Source organism: Gallaecimonas pentaromativorans, assembly GCF_003751625.1.
In the GTDB taxonomy this organism is placed as follows: domain Bacteria; phylum Pseudomonadota; class Gammaproteobacteria; order Enterobacterales; family Gallaecimonadaceae; genus Gallaecimonas; species Gallaecimonas pentaromativorans.
Genome location: NZ_RJUL01000005.1, coordinates 129431 through 144136, shown reverse-complemented (window position 1 = coordinate 144136; position 14706 = coordinate 129431). Strand labels below are relative to the sequence as shown.

At 53.4% G+C, this 14706-nt stretch carries 20 protein-coding genes and 1 other RNA gene; 12 read left to right on the top strand and 9 right to left on the bottom strand.

Going from position 1 to position 14706, the window contains the following annotated elements; translation table 11 throughout:
- Positions 1 to 7 precede the first annotated feature (7 nt).
- From EDC28_RS10555 to EDC28_RS10520, 8 genes are all read right to left on the bottom strand, one after another.
- On the bottom strand, positions 8 to 1192 hold the full coding sequence (locus EDC28_RS10555; protein WP_123421574.1) for a PP2C family protein-serine/threonine phosphatase: 1185 nt from the start codon (positions 1190 to 1192) through the stop codon (positions 8 to 10).
- 8 nt (positions 1193 to 1200) lie between these two features.
- Entirely contained in the window at positions 1201 to 1797 is a 597-nt protein-coding gene (locus EDC28_RS10550; RefSeq protein ID WP_050658379.1) for an MlaC/ttg2D family ABC transporter substrate-binding protein, read from the bottom strand.
- Positions 1794 to 2252, bottom strand: coding sequence for an outer membrane lipid asymmetry maintenance protein MlaD (gene mlaD, locus EDC28_RS10545; RefSeq protein WP_050658378.1), 459 nt, complete (start codon positions 2250 to 2252; stop codon positions 1794 to 1796). Before mlaD ends, EDC28_RS10550 begins: the two co-directional genes overlap by 4 nt.
- A gap of 32 nt (positions 2253 to 2284) precedes the next feature.
- On the bottom strand, positions 2285 to 3079 hold the full coding sequence (locus EDC28_RS10540) for an MlaE family ABC transporter permease (protein ID WP_244946574.1): 795 nt from the start codon (positions 3077 to 3079) through the stop codon (positions 2285 to 2287).
- Positions 3079 to 3876 carry an ABC transporter ATP-binding protein gene (locus tag EDC28_RS10535; RefSeq protein ID WP_050658377.1) on the bottom strand — a complete coding sequence of 266 codons (798 nt, stop codon included), beginning with the start codon at positions 3874 to 3876 and terminating at the stop codon, positions 3079 to 3081. Before EDC28_RS10535 ends, EDC28_RS10540 begins: the two co-directional genes overlap by 1 nt.
- A 7-nt stretch (positions 3877 to 3883) precedes the next feature.
- Positions 3884 to 4207 (bottom strand): STAS domain-containing protein, encoded by a 324-nt coding sequence (locus EDC28_RS10530; protein WP_050658376.1) that lies wholly within the window; start codon positions 4205 to 4207, stop codon positions 3884 to 3886.
- An 11-nt stretch (positions 4208 to 4218) separates the two neighbouring features.
- The gene (locus EDC28_RS10525) at positions 4219 to 4623 is read right to left on the bottom strand and encodes an ATP-binding protein (RefSeq protein WP_050658375.1); all 405 of its coding nucleotides are present in this window, start codon (positions 4621 to 4623) and stop codon (positions 4219 to 4221) included.
- A gap of 198 nt (positions 4624 to 4821) precedes the next feature.
- Positions 4822 to 5262, bottom strand: a complete 441-nt coding sequence (locus EDC28_RS10520) for a c-type cytochrome (RefSeq protein WP_123421573.1) — start codon at positions 5260 to 5262, stop codon at positions 4822 to 4824.
- 136 nt (positions 5263 to 5398) lie between these two features.
- On the opposite strand from EDC28_RS10520, the gene ssrA reads away from it, so the two are divergent.
- From ssrA to EDC28_RS10485, 8 genes are all read left to right on the top strand, one after another.
- Positions 5399 to 5758, top strand: a transfer-messenger RNA (tmRNA) gene (gene ssrA, locus EDC28_RS10515).
- Positions 5759 to 6246: 488 nt separating this feature from the next.
- A complete protein-coding gene (locus tag EDC28_RS10510) occupies positions 6247 to 7797 on the top strand; it encodes a site-specific integrase (RefSeq protein ID WP_170164093.1) in 1551 nt (516 codons plus the stop codon).
- Complete coding sequence (locus EDC28_RS10505; RefSeq protein ID WP_123421571.1) at positions 7794 to 8855, top strand: PDDEXK family nuclease; 1062 nt, start codon at positions 7794 to 7796, stop codon at positions 8853 to 8855. The genes EDC28_RS10510 and EDC28_RS10505 overlap by 4 nt, the downstream gene beginning before the upstream one ends.
- A 426-nt stretch (positions 8856 to 9281) precedes the next feature.
- A complete protein-coding gene (locus EDC28_RS10500; RefSeq protein WP_123421570.1) occupies positions 9282 to 9689 on the top strand; it encodes a DUF2787 family protein in 408 nt (135 codons plus the stop codon).
- Between the two features lie 76 nt (positions 9690 to 9765).
- The gene (locus EDC28_RS20415) at positions 9766 to 9900 is read left to right on the top strand and encodes a hypothetical protein (RefSeq protein WP_269750683.1); all 135 of its coding nucleotides are present in this window, start codon (positions 9766 to 9768) and stop codon (positions 9898 to 9900) included.
- A 242-nt stretch (positions 9901 to 10142) separates the two neighbouring features.
- Positions 10143 to 10703 carry a recombinase family protein gene (locus EDC28_RS10495; RefSeq protein WP_050658713.1) on the top strand — a complete coding sequence of 187 codons (561 nt, stop codon included), beginning with the start codon at positions 10143 to 10145 and terminating at the stop codon, positions 10701 to 10703.
- Positions 10700 to 10984, top strand: coding sequence for a hypothetical protein (locus EDC28_RS10490; RefSeq protein WP_050658712.1), 285 nt, complete (start codon positions 10700 to 10702; stop codon positions 10982 to 10984). The genes EDC28_RS10495 and EDC28_RS10490 overlap by 4 nt, the downstream gene beginning before the upstream one ends.
- A gap of 44 nt (positions 10985 to 11028) precedes the next feature.
- Positions 11029 to 11415, top strand: a complete 387-nt coding sequence (locus EDC28_RS10485) for a hypothetical protein (RefSeq protein ID WP_123421569.1) — start codon at positions 11029 to 11031, stop codon at positions 11413 to 11415.
- Between the two features lie 93 nt (positions 11416 to 11508).
- Here EDC28_RS10485 and EDC28_RS10480 read toward each other — a convergent pair whose 3' ends face one another.
- On the bottom strand, positions 11509 to 12390 hold the full coding sequence (locus tag EDC28_RS10480) for a BrxR family helix-turn-helix transcriptional regulator (protein ID WP_123421568.1): 882 nt from the start codon (positions 12388 to 12390) through the stop codon (positions 11509 to 11511).
- A gap of 244 nt (positions 12391 to 12634) precedes the next feature.
- Between EDC28_RS10480 and EDC28_RS20140 the strand changes: the two genes are divergently transcribed.
- The 4 genes from EDC28_RS20140 (at position 12635) to EDC28_RS10465 (ending at position 14582) form a co-directional block, all read left to right on the top strand.
- On the top strand, positions 12635 to 12805 hold the full coding sequence (locus EDC28_RS20140; RefSeq protein ID WP_170164092.1) for a hypothetical protein: 171 nt from the start codon (positions 12635 to 12637) through the stop codon (positions 12803 to 12805).
- Between the two features lies 1 nt (position 12806).
- On the top strand, positions 12807 to 13139 hold the full coding sequence (locus EDC28_RS10475) for a YegP family protein (RefSeq protein WP_123421567.1): 333 nt from the start codon (positions 12807 to 12809) through the stop codon (positions 13137 to 13139).
- Between the two features lie 285 nt (positions 13140 to 13424).
- Complete coding sequence (locus tag EDC28_RS20135) at positions 13425 to 13601, top strand: hypothetical protein (RefSeq protein WP_170164091.1); 177 nt, start codon at positions 13425 to 13427, stop codon at positions 13599 to 13601.
- A 399-nt stretch (positions 13602 to 14000) separates the two neighbouring features.
- Positions 14001 to 14582 (top strand): TetR/AcrR family transcriptional regulator, encoded by a 582-nt coding sequence (locus EDC28_RS10465; protein WP_123421695.1) that lies wholly within the window; start codon positions 14001 to 14003, stop codon positions 14580 to 14582.
- Positions 14583 to 14706 lie beyond the last annotated feature (124 nt).

Here is a 14706-nt window from a genome sequence, read left to right as displayed (position 1 = left end):
GGTAGGCCTACTCGGTGAACTGGATGGCGCACATGGTCATGTCGTCCTGGAACTGCCCGCACTGGCAGAACAGCTGCAACTGGTTTTCCACGTGGGCAATAAGCTGCCGGGGGTGGGGGTGGCTTTCCAGCAGGGCCTTTTCCAGGCGCTCGAAACCGAAAAACTCCTGCTGGGGGTTTTTGGTTTCAATCACCACGTCGGTGTAGATAAAGAGGATGTCGCCAGGCTCGATGCCGTGGGCATGGGACTGCCACTCGTAATCGCGCAGCACGCCAATGGGAATGCCGCCCTGGTCGAGGGTGATCAAACGGTCGCCCCGGCGCAGATAGGCGTGGGGATGGCCGGCATTGGCGTAGAAAATGGCCTTTTTTTCCGGGCGATAACGGATAAGGTTGGCGGTCAGCAGCGAGCCTCGCTCCTTGCGGGTAAAAAAGTGCCGGTTGATGTAATTGAGCACTTCTGACGGCGCCGTCTCGGCCTCGGTGGGTTTGTAGGTGCGAAGGATGGCGTCCACCATGGCCGACTCTACCGCGGCGCTGGGGCCATGGCCGGTGGCATCGGCGATGATCACCCCCATCTGATGGGGATGGTCGGTCATGCTCTGGTCAGATTCGAGGTTGACGATATCGAGATAATCCCCCCCTGCACCTCGCAGCGCCCGGTACACAAAGGCAATCTCGGTACCGGGAATTTTAAGGCTGGGGTCCGGCAGCATCAGCTGCTGCAGGCGGCTCATCTCTTCTCGTGCATGCTCGCTGAGCTGGCGGTGCTCGGCCAGTTCTTTACGGGCCTCTTGCAGAGCCTGGCGGGTCAGCGCCCAGCCAAGATACAAAAAGATTTGTTCAATCTCGCTTTGAGAGAGCTTACCGGCCGGGTCGAGCAACAAAAGCCAGCGGTGATGGGGCTGCTCCGGCAGAGGCACGACCCAAGTCAGCACTTCACTTAACGGGCTAATGCCTGCGGCAAAGGCGGTGGGCTGCTCAAGGGCGGCAAGTTCAATCAAGGTATCGCGGCTGAGCCGGGTGGCGTTGGCGCTCATCAGGCTGCCGTCGGCAGCTAAGGGGTGCCAGCATGGCCCCTCAATGGAGTTTTCAAGCAGCAATGCGCTAACGCCGCTACCGGCGGCACTGACAACACGGCTCCAGGGGTGCTCCCCGGAGCCGGACTGGGTAAGGCAGGACAGATTGGCCATCGGTGTTCTTATTTAGCGCCTTCGGCTTTGCTGCCTTCGGCAAGTTTGGCTTTGAGGGTATCAATCAAACCATCAATACCCTTGGTGCGCAGAATACCTTGGTAGTCGCTGCTAAAGGAGCGTACCACTGATACGCCTTCAGCCATGAAGTCATAAATTTTCCATTGGCCGTTACGCTGCAGCAGCAGGTAGTTCACCGGGATCTCTTTGCCTTGGGAGAGCACGATGGACTCGACGGTGGCGTAACGTTTGCGCTGGATGTCTTCACTTTTGAAGGTTACCGCTTCATTGGTGTAGTTCTGCAGCAGCGTGAAATAGGTGTTGGTGAGCACCTGCTCGAACACCTTCATAAATGCCCTTTTTTGCTCGTCGCTGGCCTGGCGCCAGTACAGGGCCAACACTCGCTGGGAGCAGGCCTGCAGGTCTACGTATTGGCCTATCACACTCTGCAAGGCTTCTTTGCGCTGAGCTTCGGGCTGGTCTTTGTTCTGGGCAATTTTCAGAATGTCGCCCACCGCCTCTTTAGCCACATCGGTGGGGGTTTCGGCGGCGCTGGCCAGCCAGCTGAAACTGACGAAAAACAAGAACGCGATAAGCTTCTTCATGATTTTTTCTCGTTGCTGCTGAACATGTATTTGCTGATCAGCTCTTCAAGGCTGATGGAGGGTTCGGTTTCGACGATTTCCTCACCGTTGGTGAGGTTCACATCGGAGCCGCCGGGGGCGATTTTGACAAAACGGTCGCCGATGATACCGGCTGTACGGATGGAGGCAACCGAATCTTCCGGCACTTCCACTTCATCTTCCAGCGACAGGGTAACCACGGATTCAAACTTTTTGGGGTCAAAAACAATCCGTTTCACAACCCCAACCCTGACTCCAGCCGCTTCCACGAAGGCGCCTTCCTTCAAACCGGAGGAGCTTTGAAAGCGGGCCACCAGATCATAGTGGCCTGCGTTGGATACCGCTGCTCCGCCAATGTTGATCGACATATACAGCAGCAGGGCGGCACCAGCGACCACAAACAGCCCCACGATAAAGTTCACACCGATATTCTTCATGTCGTCTTCCAATTAACTTGTTGATTACTAAGCTAGAGCAGCAAGGAGCTGATCACGTAGTCGCTGATCAGCATCAAAATGGCACTGAGCACCACGGCATGGGTGGTGGCCCGGCTGACACCGGCGGCGCCGGCCTGTTCCCGGTCAAGGTGCAGGTAGTAGCCGTACACCAAAGGCACCCACATCACCACCAGGCCGAACACCAGGGATTTGACCTGCCCCATCATCACGTCATGCAGGTTAACGGTGTCGAAAATGCCCTGGATATAGGCCCCTTCGCTTTCGCCGTGGATGATAACGCCAACCAGATAACCGCCCGCTATCCCCACCATGTCGAACACCGCCGTCAGGATGGGCACCGCCACAATGGAGGCCAGCAGCCTTGGCAGCATCACGTAGCGGTAGCTGTCGATAGCCATGCAGTCGAGGGCGTCAAACTGCTGCTCGTTACGCATAATGCCAATCTCGGCGCAGGTAGCCGAGCTAACCCGGGCGATGACCATCAGCGCCGTCATCACCGGCCCCAGCTCGCGGATAAGGCTAAGGGCCACCGCCGAGCCTAAAAGGTCTACCGAGCCAAAGCGCACCAGGGTGTCGTAGAACTGCAGCGCCACCACCATGCCGGTAAAAAGCGACGACACCAGCAGCACCGGCAGTGAGCGCACCCCCACAAACAGGATTTGCTTCACTATCTCCTGAAACGGCGGCACGGCGCTGAACAGGCTGGCCAGGGTTTTAACTAAAAACACCATGCCAAGCCCGACCCCGCCGACAATGCTGCGGATGCGGGCCCCTACCGCGTTAATGCCTCTAATCACCATCAACATCAGCGTTTCTCCCCGGTCAGCAGCCGTTGCAGGTATGCGTCGGCGTCCACCGGCTCATGGCGCGGGCGGCGGTTAATCAGGTTTTGAATACGGATATCCGGCGACTGTTTTATCTCGTCTACCGTGCCGATTTGCGCCACTTTGCCGTCAAACAGCACCATGATCCGGTCGGCGATTTTAAAGGCGCTTTCCAACTCGTGGGTGACGATGACCATGGTCATGTTCATGGCGGCGCGCAGCTTGAGGATAAGCTCGTCAAGCTCCACCGAGGTAACAGGGTCAAGCCCGGCTGAGGGCTCGTCGAAGAACAAGATTTTTGGGTCCATGACAACGGCCCGGGCCAGCCCTGCCCTTTTGAGCATGCCGCCGGAAAGCTCGGCGGGCATCAGGTTCTCAAAACCGGCCAGGTTCATCAGCTCAAGCTTGAGGCGCATCATGATATCGATGGTGTTTTTATCAAGCTTGGTGTTTTGCTCCAGCGGCAGGCGCACGTTCTCGCCCACGGTAAGAGAGCTCAACAGCGCCCCGCCCTGAAAGGCCACCCCCATCTTGCGGCGAAGGTCTTTTAAGTCGCGGGCCGAAGCGCGGTCTACATCCAGGCCGTCTATCAATACCTGGCCGGAGCTGGGCATCTGCAAGGCCAACAGGTGCTTTAGCAGGGTACTTTTCCCCGAGCCCGAGGCGCCCATGATCACCATGATCTCCCCGGGTTTAACCTCCAGGTTGACATCAAACAGCACTTGGCGCGGGCCATAGAAGCCGTTTAGCTGCCGAACCGAGATAACAGAATCACTCATAAGGGCGTTATTCCTGTAGCGCGTCCAGGGAGCTTAACAACGAAAACACCGAGTCCAGGCGGGTCAGTTGCAGCACCTGCAACGGCGCGCCACTGGCACCAATGATATGGAATTCAAGCTTGCGGGTTTTGGAGAGGTTAAAGGTCTCTACCAGGGTAGCCATGCCGGAGCTATCGATGTAGTCGAGCTCAGAAAAATCCACCGCTAAATGGGCTTGCTTGTCTATCTGGTCGAACAACGCCTTTTTGACCTCACGGGAATTGTGCAGGTCCACTTCACCGGTCAACTTGACCACCTTAAAGCGCCCAAAGTCGGACAGGGTAATTTGCATAAGCTTGCGCCTTAGAGTTTTAACTTGAGTTCCAGCCAGTTGCCTTTGCCGGGGTGGGGTAGCAACGCGACACTGTCCATGACGTGATGGATAAGATGCAGCCCCAAGCCACCAGGTTTAAGCGGTTCTGCATCCTTGGGGCGCAGACACTGCTCGGATATGGGGGGGCAGTCGTCCTTTATCAAGAAAACGCCGTAGCCGTTTTCTTCCTTAACGGAGACTTCGATATGGAATTTGTCGGAAAAAGAACAGGTGTGACGGATGACATTGGCGCAGGCTTCGTCGATGGCCAGCACCACTTCATTGCTACGCGCTTGGGTCAAACCGAAGGCCTGGCAGGCCTCTTTGACCGTCTTGCGAATGGTGTAGAGCTCTGAAGTGCAAGACTTACAGCTGATCCCCGCCATGTTTTGCATTGATGCCACCGTTACTTAGAAGGAAAACACCGACCTGCTCTGTCTCCTTATCTTATCGACCTCCTCAACGTTAGCGAAATGTACTGATAAAGCCAACGATGATATAGCGCATCCAGTCTAAAGATTTATTACGCCAACGCTACCTTTTGCCCTCAACATGGCAGTAAAGCTGCCCCCAAAGGGCAGCTTTTCGGTCACTTAGCGATTTTTGAATTCAGAATGGCAAGCCTTACAGTTCTTTGCCGTCGCCATAAAGGCCGGCTTAATGGTACTCAAGTCACCACTTTGAGCCGCCTCGGCCAGATTAGTTGCATCTTTTTGAAAATGGGCAAGCTTGGCTTTGAACTCATCGGTCTTTTGCCAGACCGCCGCTTTGGCCTTGGTGCCGCCTTTGTCAGAACCCGGGTACAAAAAACCCTCCAGCGGCATCTTTGATAGCGCCGCCAGGCTCTCGGCCCGGTACTGAAACTCTTTGGCATCAAAGGGTTTCTCGCCTTTGACCATGGCGCCCATCTCACCGAACTGGGCCGCTACCAAGGTAAACACCGACTGGCGGTAATGAATGGCCTCGTCCTTATTGTCAAAAGCCTGGGCCAAGGGGGCAACCAGCACCAGGGTTGCCAAAACCAGCTTCTTCATATTCTCTCTCCATGCACGACTTGCTGTTTAAGTTATAACCAACTCAATGCCTTACGGTACCACAACTGCACAAGAACATAGCGAACGCCCCTTGGATGCAAGGCCCTCGCTCTGATATAATCGCCGTTCACCACTTGGGGCCGATCAGGATTCGACGGGGATCGCGAAACCCAAGGTGCATGCCGAGGTGCGGTTGGCCTCGTAAAAAAACCGCAAACTAATAGTCGCAAACGACGAAAACTACGCACTCGCTGCCTAATAAGCAGTAGAGAGCCCTTCCCCCTTAGCCCGCCTGTCGGCTTTGGATCAGGAAGGTCAAACCAGACAGGATCGCGTGGCGGCTTCGCCTGGAGCCAAGACGTTAAAACCAATCAGGCTCGCTACCTGACAGCCTGTCGACCGGCGTTCTACGTAGTTAACTAAAAGATCGACTAAGCATGTAGTACCGAGGATGTAGGGTTCACGGACGGGGGTTCAAATCCCCCCGGCTCCACCACCTTCCAAAGGCTTGATTCTCCTAGAGTTTCAAGCCTTTTCTCGTTCTGGGCCTGTGACACACTGTGCGACAAGGTGTGACACATGACCTCATCTAATCCTTCCTATCTATATCGTCGTGGCACCGCCTGGTGGTATCGACAAAGACTCCCCAAACCATGTATAAATGCTGTCGTCAGGCTCGCCTTACAGACGTTGGATGAGAAAGAAGCACGCCTACGGGCACTACTTCTCTCTCGCTATCTTCAGGATCATTGGCCTATTTGGGTCAGTGAGTACCTTTCCAAGACGAGACGACAATCGCCGACTTTCAGGCGATTACAGCTTCACCGGCACACTAAGAAGGTTGGGCCTGACAACGGTGAAGCACTTTGCTCGACTATGGGAGGCCTGGATGGCCCGGATATAAGTTCCGGATCCCAACTTCGCAAACCTGAACGTGCACCTCATGGTGACACGTTATCTTTTGTGAATTTGGGAGATGCCTCCATGGCCACCTATTGCCTGGCGAAAGCCAGAGAGGGTATTCGTGCCCTCAGAGACTCTTGGATTGATCAATCTATAACCGATTGGCGAAGCAGGAGTTCTCAAACCTATCAAGACCTACTCAATCACATCGAGCAACTTGAACTCGCTGCTGCTGAGCGTGTTGAAGCCTCGTATCTGAACAACTATCAACCCGCCCAACCGTGGCTGGCTGATGTTGTCATCGCCCCCACTGCGTTGGATGAAAACGAGCATGTGTTGCTCTGTCATGAGCTGACGCTGGCTCAAGCTGAAGCTCTCAAGGAAACAGCCAAACGCCTTAGCCCTGGGGCTAGTCAGCCGACATCAACTAGCTCACCAATAGAGTCAACTGAAGTATCAGGTAACAGCCGGGCAACTGAGCTGGAGCTGACATTCGGGCAACTGGCATCTATGTACCTGGATGAGAAACTAGCCGGAGGTATGCGAACACGCTCGGAGAACGAGTATCGCCGTGGACTTGCTCTACTCACTGCGGTTGCTGGTGATCTACCCGTATCTCGGTGGAATGGCGAGCTAAGTAGGCAAGTGAGCCTCGCTGCTAAGGGCCTCAAGAAAGGCGTCACAACCGCCCAGCTACTCAATGAGGAACTGGCTTCGTTGGTTGTTGAGCAGGACTGTGAACTGTCCCTTGAAACGGTTAACAGCAACCTCACTAAGGTGAGGCTCTTTCTGGAATGGTGTCAGAACCATCACCACTTGCGGGATCCCTACCTTCCACCTCTTCATCAGCTCCAGGCTCGTGACCGCAGGGATGACCGGCCCGTAGCGACAGAAGAAGAGATCCTGGCCGTGAACAGCCAGCCGCTCTTCACTGAGCACAAGGGCTTTAAGACCAAACTCATTCAGCATCCGCATCACTACTGGCTACCGCTACTGATGCAGGCAACAGGGGCTCGCTTGGGTGAGCTAAGCCAACTGGTAGCCGGGGACGTAGAGCAAGTTGGTGGGATCTGGTGTATCCGTATCGACCACCGCTACAACAGCCAGCAAGTCAAAACGGCCAATGCTAGGCGCTTCATTCCATTGCACAGCGAGATACTGCGGCTAGGATTCCTAGTTTTCGTTGAGCATTACCGGGCACAGGGTGATCCTGGTAGGCGTCTATTTCCGAGTATCGGCTTGCTTAGAGGCAGCTACTCCAATAAACCGAGCGAGTGGTTTATCAGCCACTATGGGTCACTGGGGACACAAGGCCTAAATCTGACGCCGCATCAGTTCAGGCATACCTTCAGAGAGCGTTTGGTGGCCGCTAACGTGACGGAGGCCAACCTGACCTATCTCATGGGGCATTTCGGCTCTAATTACGGCAGTGCCTTTCCTCGCGATGTTCGCCATCTAAAAGTCATCGTTGAGCAGGCAATTCCCAGCAACTGGTTTACGACCGTCAAACCCTTCGATGTCGCCCTCATCAACCTTCATAGCCGTCCTGACTCGGTGTTGGAGTTCGTTCCCAATCCCAGTCAACGCCGTTTCCTTGCTTCCACTGCCCGCTCTCAGGAGGTATCACGATGAGCACTCAAGACACTATTGACACCAGACGCTTTATTGACCCTGAAACTGGCAAGATTGATCTAAGAAAGCTGCACTACAGTTTTCGCAAAATCATAGGCCTGTCCTTCGAGGACTGGATCGCTCGGTGTGGGTATCGAGCACATATTGCGACTCTGGCGTTACCCCCGCCTATCCATACGATACTTAGTCGCAGCATAGCTTCGCTGGATTCCTCACAGCAGCGTAGAGAGGCTGAACTTTTTAAGCCCTTCATTCCAGGCTCATTTAACCAGAGCGGTTACTCCGAACTGGTTGACCCTGTCACGGCGTTGATGTTTCTCAAATTCGGTCCCATGAATACCCTACTGGAACGTCCAATCAAGGCTCTTGAGAGGCTGAGTCGCATCACCATGCGAAGAAGCATCAGTGAGAGCATGTACGAAGACTACTTCTGCTACTGCTTCTACCAAGTGGTTTCTCAGCTCAGGCGTGACGACCGAAAGTTCTATATCGGCTTAGGCAAACAGGTCCCTATCGAAGACTTTAGAGTCGATGTTATGGTCAGGCTGTATACTGATGAGCGCTGCATTGGCAGCCCATACGATTCGATTGCAATTGAGTTCGACGAAGACTATCACTCAACCTCCAGAGTCGCGGCTAATGACCAACACAGGGACAAGGTCCTGGCAGCACGCGGGATCCGTACTGTCCGAGTCAAACTCGAAGAGCTACACGATTGGCTAGCGATGTTGGCGATATCAAAGGGGAAGATCGGCAGCCTCAGGGAACTGCTGATTGAGTATTTGTCTGACAAGTACGTAGAAAGTCCATACGGGGAAGAGTACGACTTTGCGGTCAAGCGCTTTGATGAGCTACGAAGTCCTCACCCCTGGAATTACATCGAAGACTATCCCAGTCAACTCAGGGAGATTGTCCTGACAAAACGAGGGCGTAGGCAGAAGCTCCTAGACTTACTAAATGTCATGGGGATAGAAGCCCGAGCTGGTGGTTCAGGGAACATCCGTTCCGTGAGAATACCGGCGATTTATCCATTCCTGCCGGTCACTCCTCTGTCTTGAAGCACCCTCGTCATGCCGTCAGTGACGGCGGCATGACATTTGTCAAATCCGTGCTTTCGTCTTTGGGACGGGCGGAACCACGATCCTGTGACAAAATGACAAAGACATTTCCTAAAAATATAACCCCTATAGGTAGGGGAAGTACCGGATTGTCTTTCTTCTTCCCCCTATGAGTTATCGTTGGTGACACAACGGAATGCCCATTTTTCATCATCTTCTAACAAGTCAGTTCTGTGCAAAATTGGAGGTTAACTACCAAAGTGACCCCAGTTAAGTAACAGTCATCGTACACTTATTGACCTTTCCGGGTATAAGCCTTGAGTAACAACAAGTTATCGAGGCATTCGTGACCCATAAACCTTATACCCAACAGCTTCCTGTCATTATCAGTTGCATGTTGTCCTCTGTTGAACGGAGGTGGCTGTAATGGCAGTCAAATCCCCTTGCTCTGAGGCCAAACTGGCCGCTGGTCTACAGGTAATCCTGGGAGCAACAGCAGCCCAGTATCCACACAGTGAATCACTGACACTCAACTTTCGGGACCCCCACTACAGCCCCGACGCTGGCGGCTACCACCCTGTCGAGATACGGATGAGCAAGGCCCACGGCGATTGGTACGTCGAGTATCTCACCGACTTTGCTTACTACGGTCCACCGGGTTATGCCGAACTGGCCAGAGAGCTGGACTTCAATCTTCTCCACGGTAATGGGTATCAGAACTTTGTAGGTGACGTTCCGCTTCGGGCCATGAAGAGCCTCTTCCGAACCTGGCAGCAGAACTTCCTCACCTATCACCAATGGGGCGTTTTCCGCCTCACCGTCACATCTGAGTAAGCCATCAAGCCCAGCCCTGCCGACGCTTGGTCGGTGGGCCTGGGCTATTGGTGCTCATGCTTTGGAGAAAACACTGATGAATCAACAAAACTTCTGGCAAGAGGTTGCCATGGAGGCCGCGAAGGCGGCTGCCACGGCGGCACTGTCGGTATTCATGCAAGGCGTGGCTAGCCGGTATCTGCCCCCCGGCTTTCCACAAGACCGTTACTAGGTTCCCTGGTGCGGTCGGCTCTGTTCTGGCTAGCGGTCGCTGCCGCCTCGGTGCTCTTTGCCTTGGCAAGTGAGGACGACAACGGCAATTAACCGCCAGCCACATCAAGAGACTTTGCATCACCAATAGACCAAGCCCTTCTGACCATCCGAGAAACCCTCGGTAAAACAGGTCATTAGGGCTTGATTTGGCGTTTTGACCTGCTTGGTCAGTGTACCTTGCCCTATTGACCGGGAGGAATCATGGCACTGGTGGGATACGCCCGAGTGAGCACCACCGGGCAAAGCCTTGAGGCTCAACTAGAGGCCCTCAAGCACTGCGACAAGGTTTTCCAAGAGAAGGTAAGTGGAGCGAAGGACGACAGACCCCAGCTTCATCTGATGCTCGATTACGTGCGGGAAGGCGATACCGTCCAAGTCACCAAGCTGGACCGGCTCGCCCGTAACACCCGGCATCTATTGGAGATAGCCGACAGGCTCAGCCACAAAGGCGTCAGCCTACAGGTACTTAATCTGGGCATCGACACAGCCTCTCCGACCGGGAAGCTAATGATGACCCTGATAGGCGGCATTGCCACCTTTGAGCGAGAACTGATGCTGGAGCGTCAGGCCGAGGGCATTGCCCTGGCCAAGCGTAAAGGCAAGTACAAGGGGCGAAAGCCCACTGCCATGACCAAAGCTAGGGATGCAGAGCCGCTGCTGGCGGCAGGCATACCCAAGGCCGAGGTAGCCCGGAGGCTGGCTATCAGCCTCTCAAGTGTCCAACGCATAGCAAGAAAACTAGAGAGTAAGGAAACCCCATGAATAAAGAGACACGCGAAAAAGACCTCAAGCTCCAAACCATTCAGATCGTATCAGGACTGGTAGCCCTGGTTGGCATCATTCCGCTCTTCATCTACTTGGTGAAGTCCTACAGCGTCATCAAGTATTTCGAGGTGATCTTCGGCAACGTCTTCGGCTGGCTGTTCATCATCCTCAGTATCGCTGGCGGTGTTGGCTGCTGGCAGGCCACGGTTCGCCGTTCCTGGCTCGCCCAGGACAACAAGCAAGACCAGCCCGAGCAACAACCTGAAGCCAACCAGTAACCCAGAGAGCCATCGCTGATGGCTTTCTTTTTGAGGAATACAGTATGAGAGCCATGATATTGCTAATGATGGGCCTCACAGCAACTCCATCAATCGCAGTCACAATTGATCAATTGAAAGCCGCCAGTCTGCTGGCTGGAAAGATGAAGTACTGTGCAATGCTGAAGCCCAATAGTGACTGGCCGCCTTTAGCAAATCTACAGAAGGAACTGACCATTAAGTATGCCGGGGCTGTCGGTGCTGATATAGGCGACACTATTACTGCTCCAACTATTGCAACGCGATACTACAAAATGGGAGCCAATGGCATGAGCCCCGGAGACTGCCAGCCAAACAGTCCTGCATCCAGCACTTGGTTTATGGAGTACCTCAAAGAGCACCCTGACAACCAAGAGTATTATCTTCATCTGAGCGAGATAGCGAACAAGTGAAAATCGAACTACTAACCAAGAATGAAAGGCAATTGTAGACAGTCCAACAATAGAAAGAGAGCCAGCAAAAAATGTCCCTGGCTCTATTCAGAATTAATTGGAAGGAGCGAGATGGAAGTTTTTTATCTTCATCTCTGCTATCTCTTTTGCATTTTTCAGATGAAGCATTACATGATTACCTAATAAGCCTGCATCTGGCGTTGCGTCAACGTTCCAGCTATCAAGCATATAACCAACTAGTGCTTTCTTTACCCGTTGAGTAAATATTCCGTCAATCATACCTAGCTCTAACTCAATTATTTCCCTCACATCTGACTTTGATGGGTGTGGTTGAAGGACCAAATCAACTTCTTCTAACCATTCCTGGTCATACTCAAGCTTTTCGCTTGGATAGGCCTTACCCCCAGCAACTTCAGTCGCCGAAAAAATCCGGTTTATTACGAAGTCGGCAAATCGCTTTTTATCTCGGTCGTAAGCCCGAACATGCCATCTCAACCCACTGTCGACAATAGAGTGAGGTACAATAACCCTGTCGGCAGCTCCCTTTGATGACTTTGAAAAATATCGAATAATTAAAGGATTTCCTAACGATATTGCCCTGGTTACTGTTGCAACAAGGTCAAGCCTTGGCTCTCTAAGTTTCTTAGCATAAGCAACTTTGAACTCGCTCTCCGTTTTAAGGCTATCCCCAAAGCCTTCAGATAGAGTACTGAGGCACTTGAAGGGAGACATCTCGTACAGCGGAGTGAAGTGATCAGCGATAACGTATTGCTTGGCGCTCGTATCGTACACTAGGTTTTTGGGGGCCAATTCACGGTAAAGAGTTAAGTCTCTAGTAGCTACAGCTTGGCTGAGATCGAACCTTGCCATCAGATCCTTACGTGTAACCTTGCCAGTGAAATACACCATGAAGTCAATGTGAGAGAGCCGTTCACGCTGGTAGCCAGACACGTCAGATTTTGTATTAGTTGTCATATCCATCTCCCTTGTTTACTTCCTACCTACTCACAACCTTAGCACTCACAACGATGACAGTCATCATCAGGGTTGACATCATCAAATCGATCAGTATTATGGGTATTGTAGAAAAAACCTGCTATCGCAGCAGGTTTTCTACCAGGCATCAGAAGTGCCAGGGTGACTTTCGGTTGGCCCCAATAGTCTCCTTGAAGACCTTGCTGATGTCAAACTTTAACTATTGACATTAAGGAGAGCGTTAGTGGCAACTAACAAACCCTACGGCGATAATCGCCGCATTGGTGCGGTCAAAGACCGTTCCCAAACTCAAACTCCCAGTGGTCACTGGGTAAAGCGTGATACCAATACCGGACAGTTCATGGATGTGAAGTCCGATGGTAAGCCCTTCAAAGGCGTAAGGAAGGAGAAGTAAGATGACTGGAAAGTACGAATTATTCACGGGAACTAACGGCCAGTACTACTTCCGACTTAAAGCAGGAAATGGTGAAATCATTCTTAGCAGTGAGGGGTACCATGCTAAAGCATCTGCTGAGAACGGTATCCAGTCTGTCAGAGATAACTCCCCTTATGACCACAACTACAACCGTCTGAGTGCTATGGATGGCAGGTCATACTTCACTTTGCGAGCGGTCAACTACCAAGTCATCGGTACTAGCCAGATGTACCTGAGTACGCAAGCTCGAGAGGACGGCATTGCTTCTGTCAAGGCGAACGGACCTTCAGCACCGGTCGTTGATCTAACTTGATACACGGCGATCTGACCAAGCCGACAGCAATGTCGGCTTTTTTGTTTCCTATAGTTGACGTGCTACATTCTGTGTCACATCAACTAAGTCACAAGCCCAGTAGAGTCAATGGGTTAGGAATCGGGTGTCAAAAAATCCCGGCTCCACCAAACCATTAAAAAAGCCACCCTAGCGGTGGCTTTTTTAATGGTTCGTTGTCGCCTGGAGGGGGGATTTACGACCCCCGAAGGGGGTTCACCAGTTTGTCTGGAACAGCCGCAGGCTGGCCTAGAGCGCAGCGAGCGGGTGAGGCGCAAGAGCGCGCCGAATAAATCCCCCGGCTCGGCAGGTTGGGTGTGCCTTATCTATCTCTACGTCTTTGCGCCCTACAGCAACTGGCAACCGCCAAGGCAGCTGAGGGATACCAGCCACTACCCCAGGCGCAGCTTTACGACTATCGCCGCTGGCTTGGCCATGCGGTAATCCCCCGTTATGCCTTAATGCTTATCGGCCATCTTGCCCTTGCCTACCTCGTATTTCGATTTGGCCGGCGCATTCGTAGCGCCGGGCAATGCCCACCACCTGGGGCCACGGTGTCGCATCAGGTGAAGATAATCATGGAGTGGCGAGCACAGATGCTCGCTTGGTATTGCTTTGCCGGCGCCGCATTCTTGTTGTTCCAAGGGTATCCAAGCTGCTTTTAAGTATTCAATTTGCCAAGCCTTGCTGGCGCCGGTAAGCCCCATCGCCTGAGGCGCCTTCAATGCCGATGCCTGCCTGGTTGTTTTTTGCACTCACTCATTGACAACCAACCTACCAACTAGTAGATTCACGCTTCAAGAGATACCAGCCGGTTAACGGCCCCAGGCAGAGGTAATGGCGATGAGCACAGCACTTTCCCCCAAAGCGGCAGAGATTGCCCAGCATGCCCGTACCCTGCTGGAGGCTGGCGGTTACAACAGCTTTAGCTATGCCGACATCTCGGCACGGGTGAACATCAGCAAGGCCAGCATCCATCATCACTTCCCCAGCAAAGCGGAGCTGGTGCGGGTGGTGGTTGCCCGCTACCGCGAAGAAGCGCGGGCCGGTATGGCGGCGCTAGACACGCAGCTTGCCGACCCTTTAGCCGAGCTCAAGGCGTATTTGGGTTATTGGGTAAATTGCATTGAAGGCCAAGTCTCGTCCTTTTGCCTTTGCGCCATGCTGGGCACCGAGCTGCCAGCCCTGCCCGATGACATCGCCCTTGAGATCCGAGACCACTTCAGCGATCTGGCCGCCTGGCTGGCAAGCTTGCTGGAAAAAGGCAGCCAAAGCGGGCAGCTTCGCTTAACCCAGGCCCCAGCACTGGAGGCCGAGGTGTTTATGGCCACGGTGCACGGCGCCATGATGTCGGCCAGAGTTGCCCAAGATCCCAAATTATTTCAAAGCATTACCGCGTTGTTGATAGAGAAGCTGGCAGCCTGAGCGGGTGCCAGCACAAGGGTCCCTTGGGCCCCTTTTTTTGGCACCGTTAATCTACCAACTAGTAGACAGAATTTGATGCACAACACCTACCGGCTCCTTTGGCGCCGCAGGTTAACCCTTAACC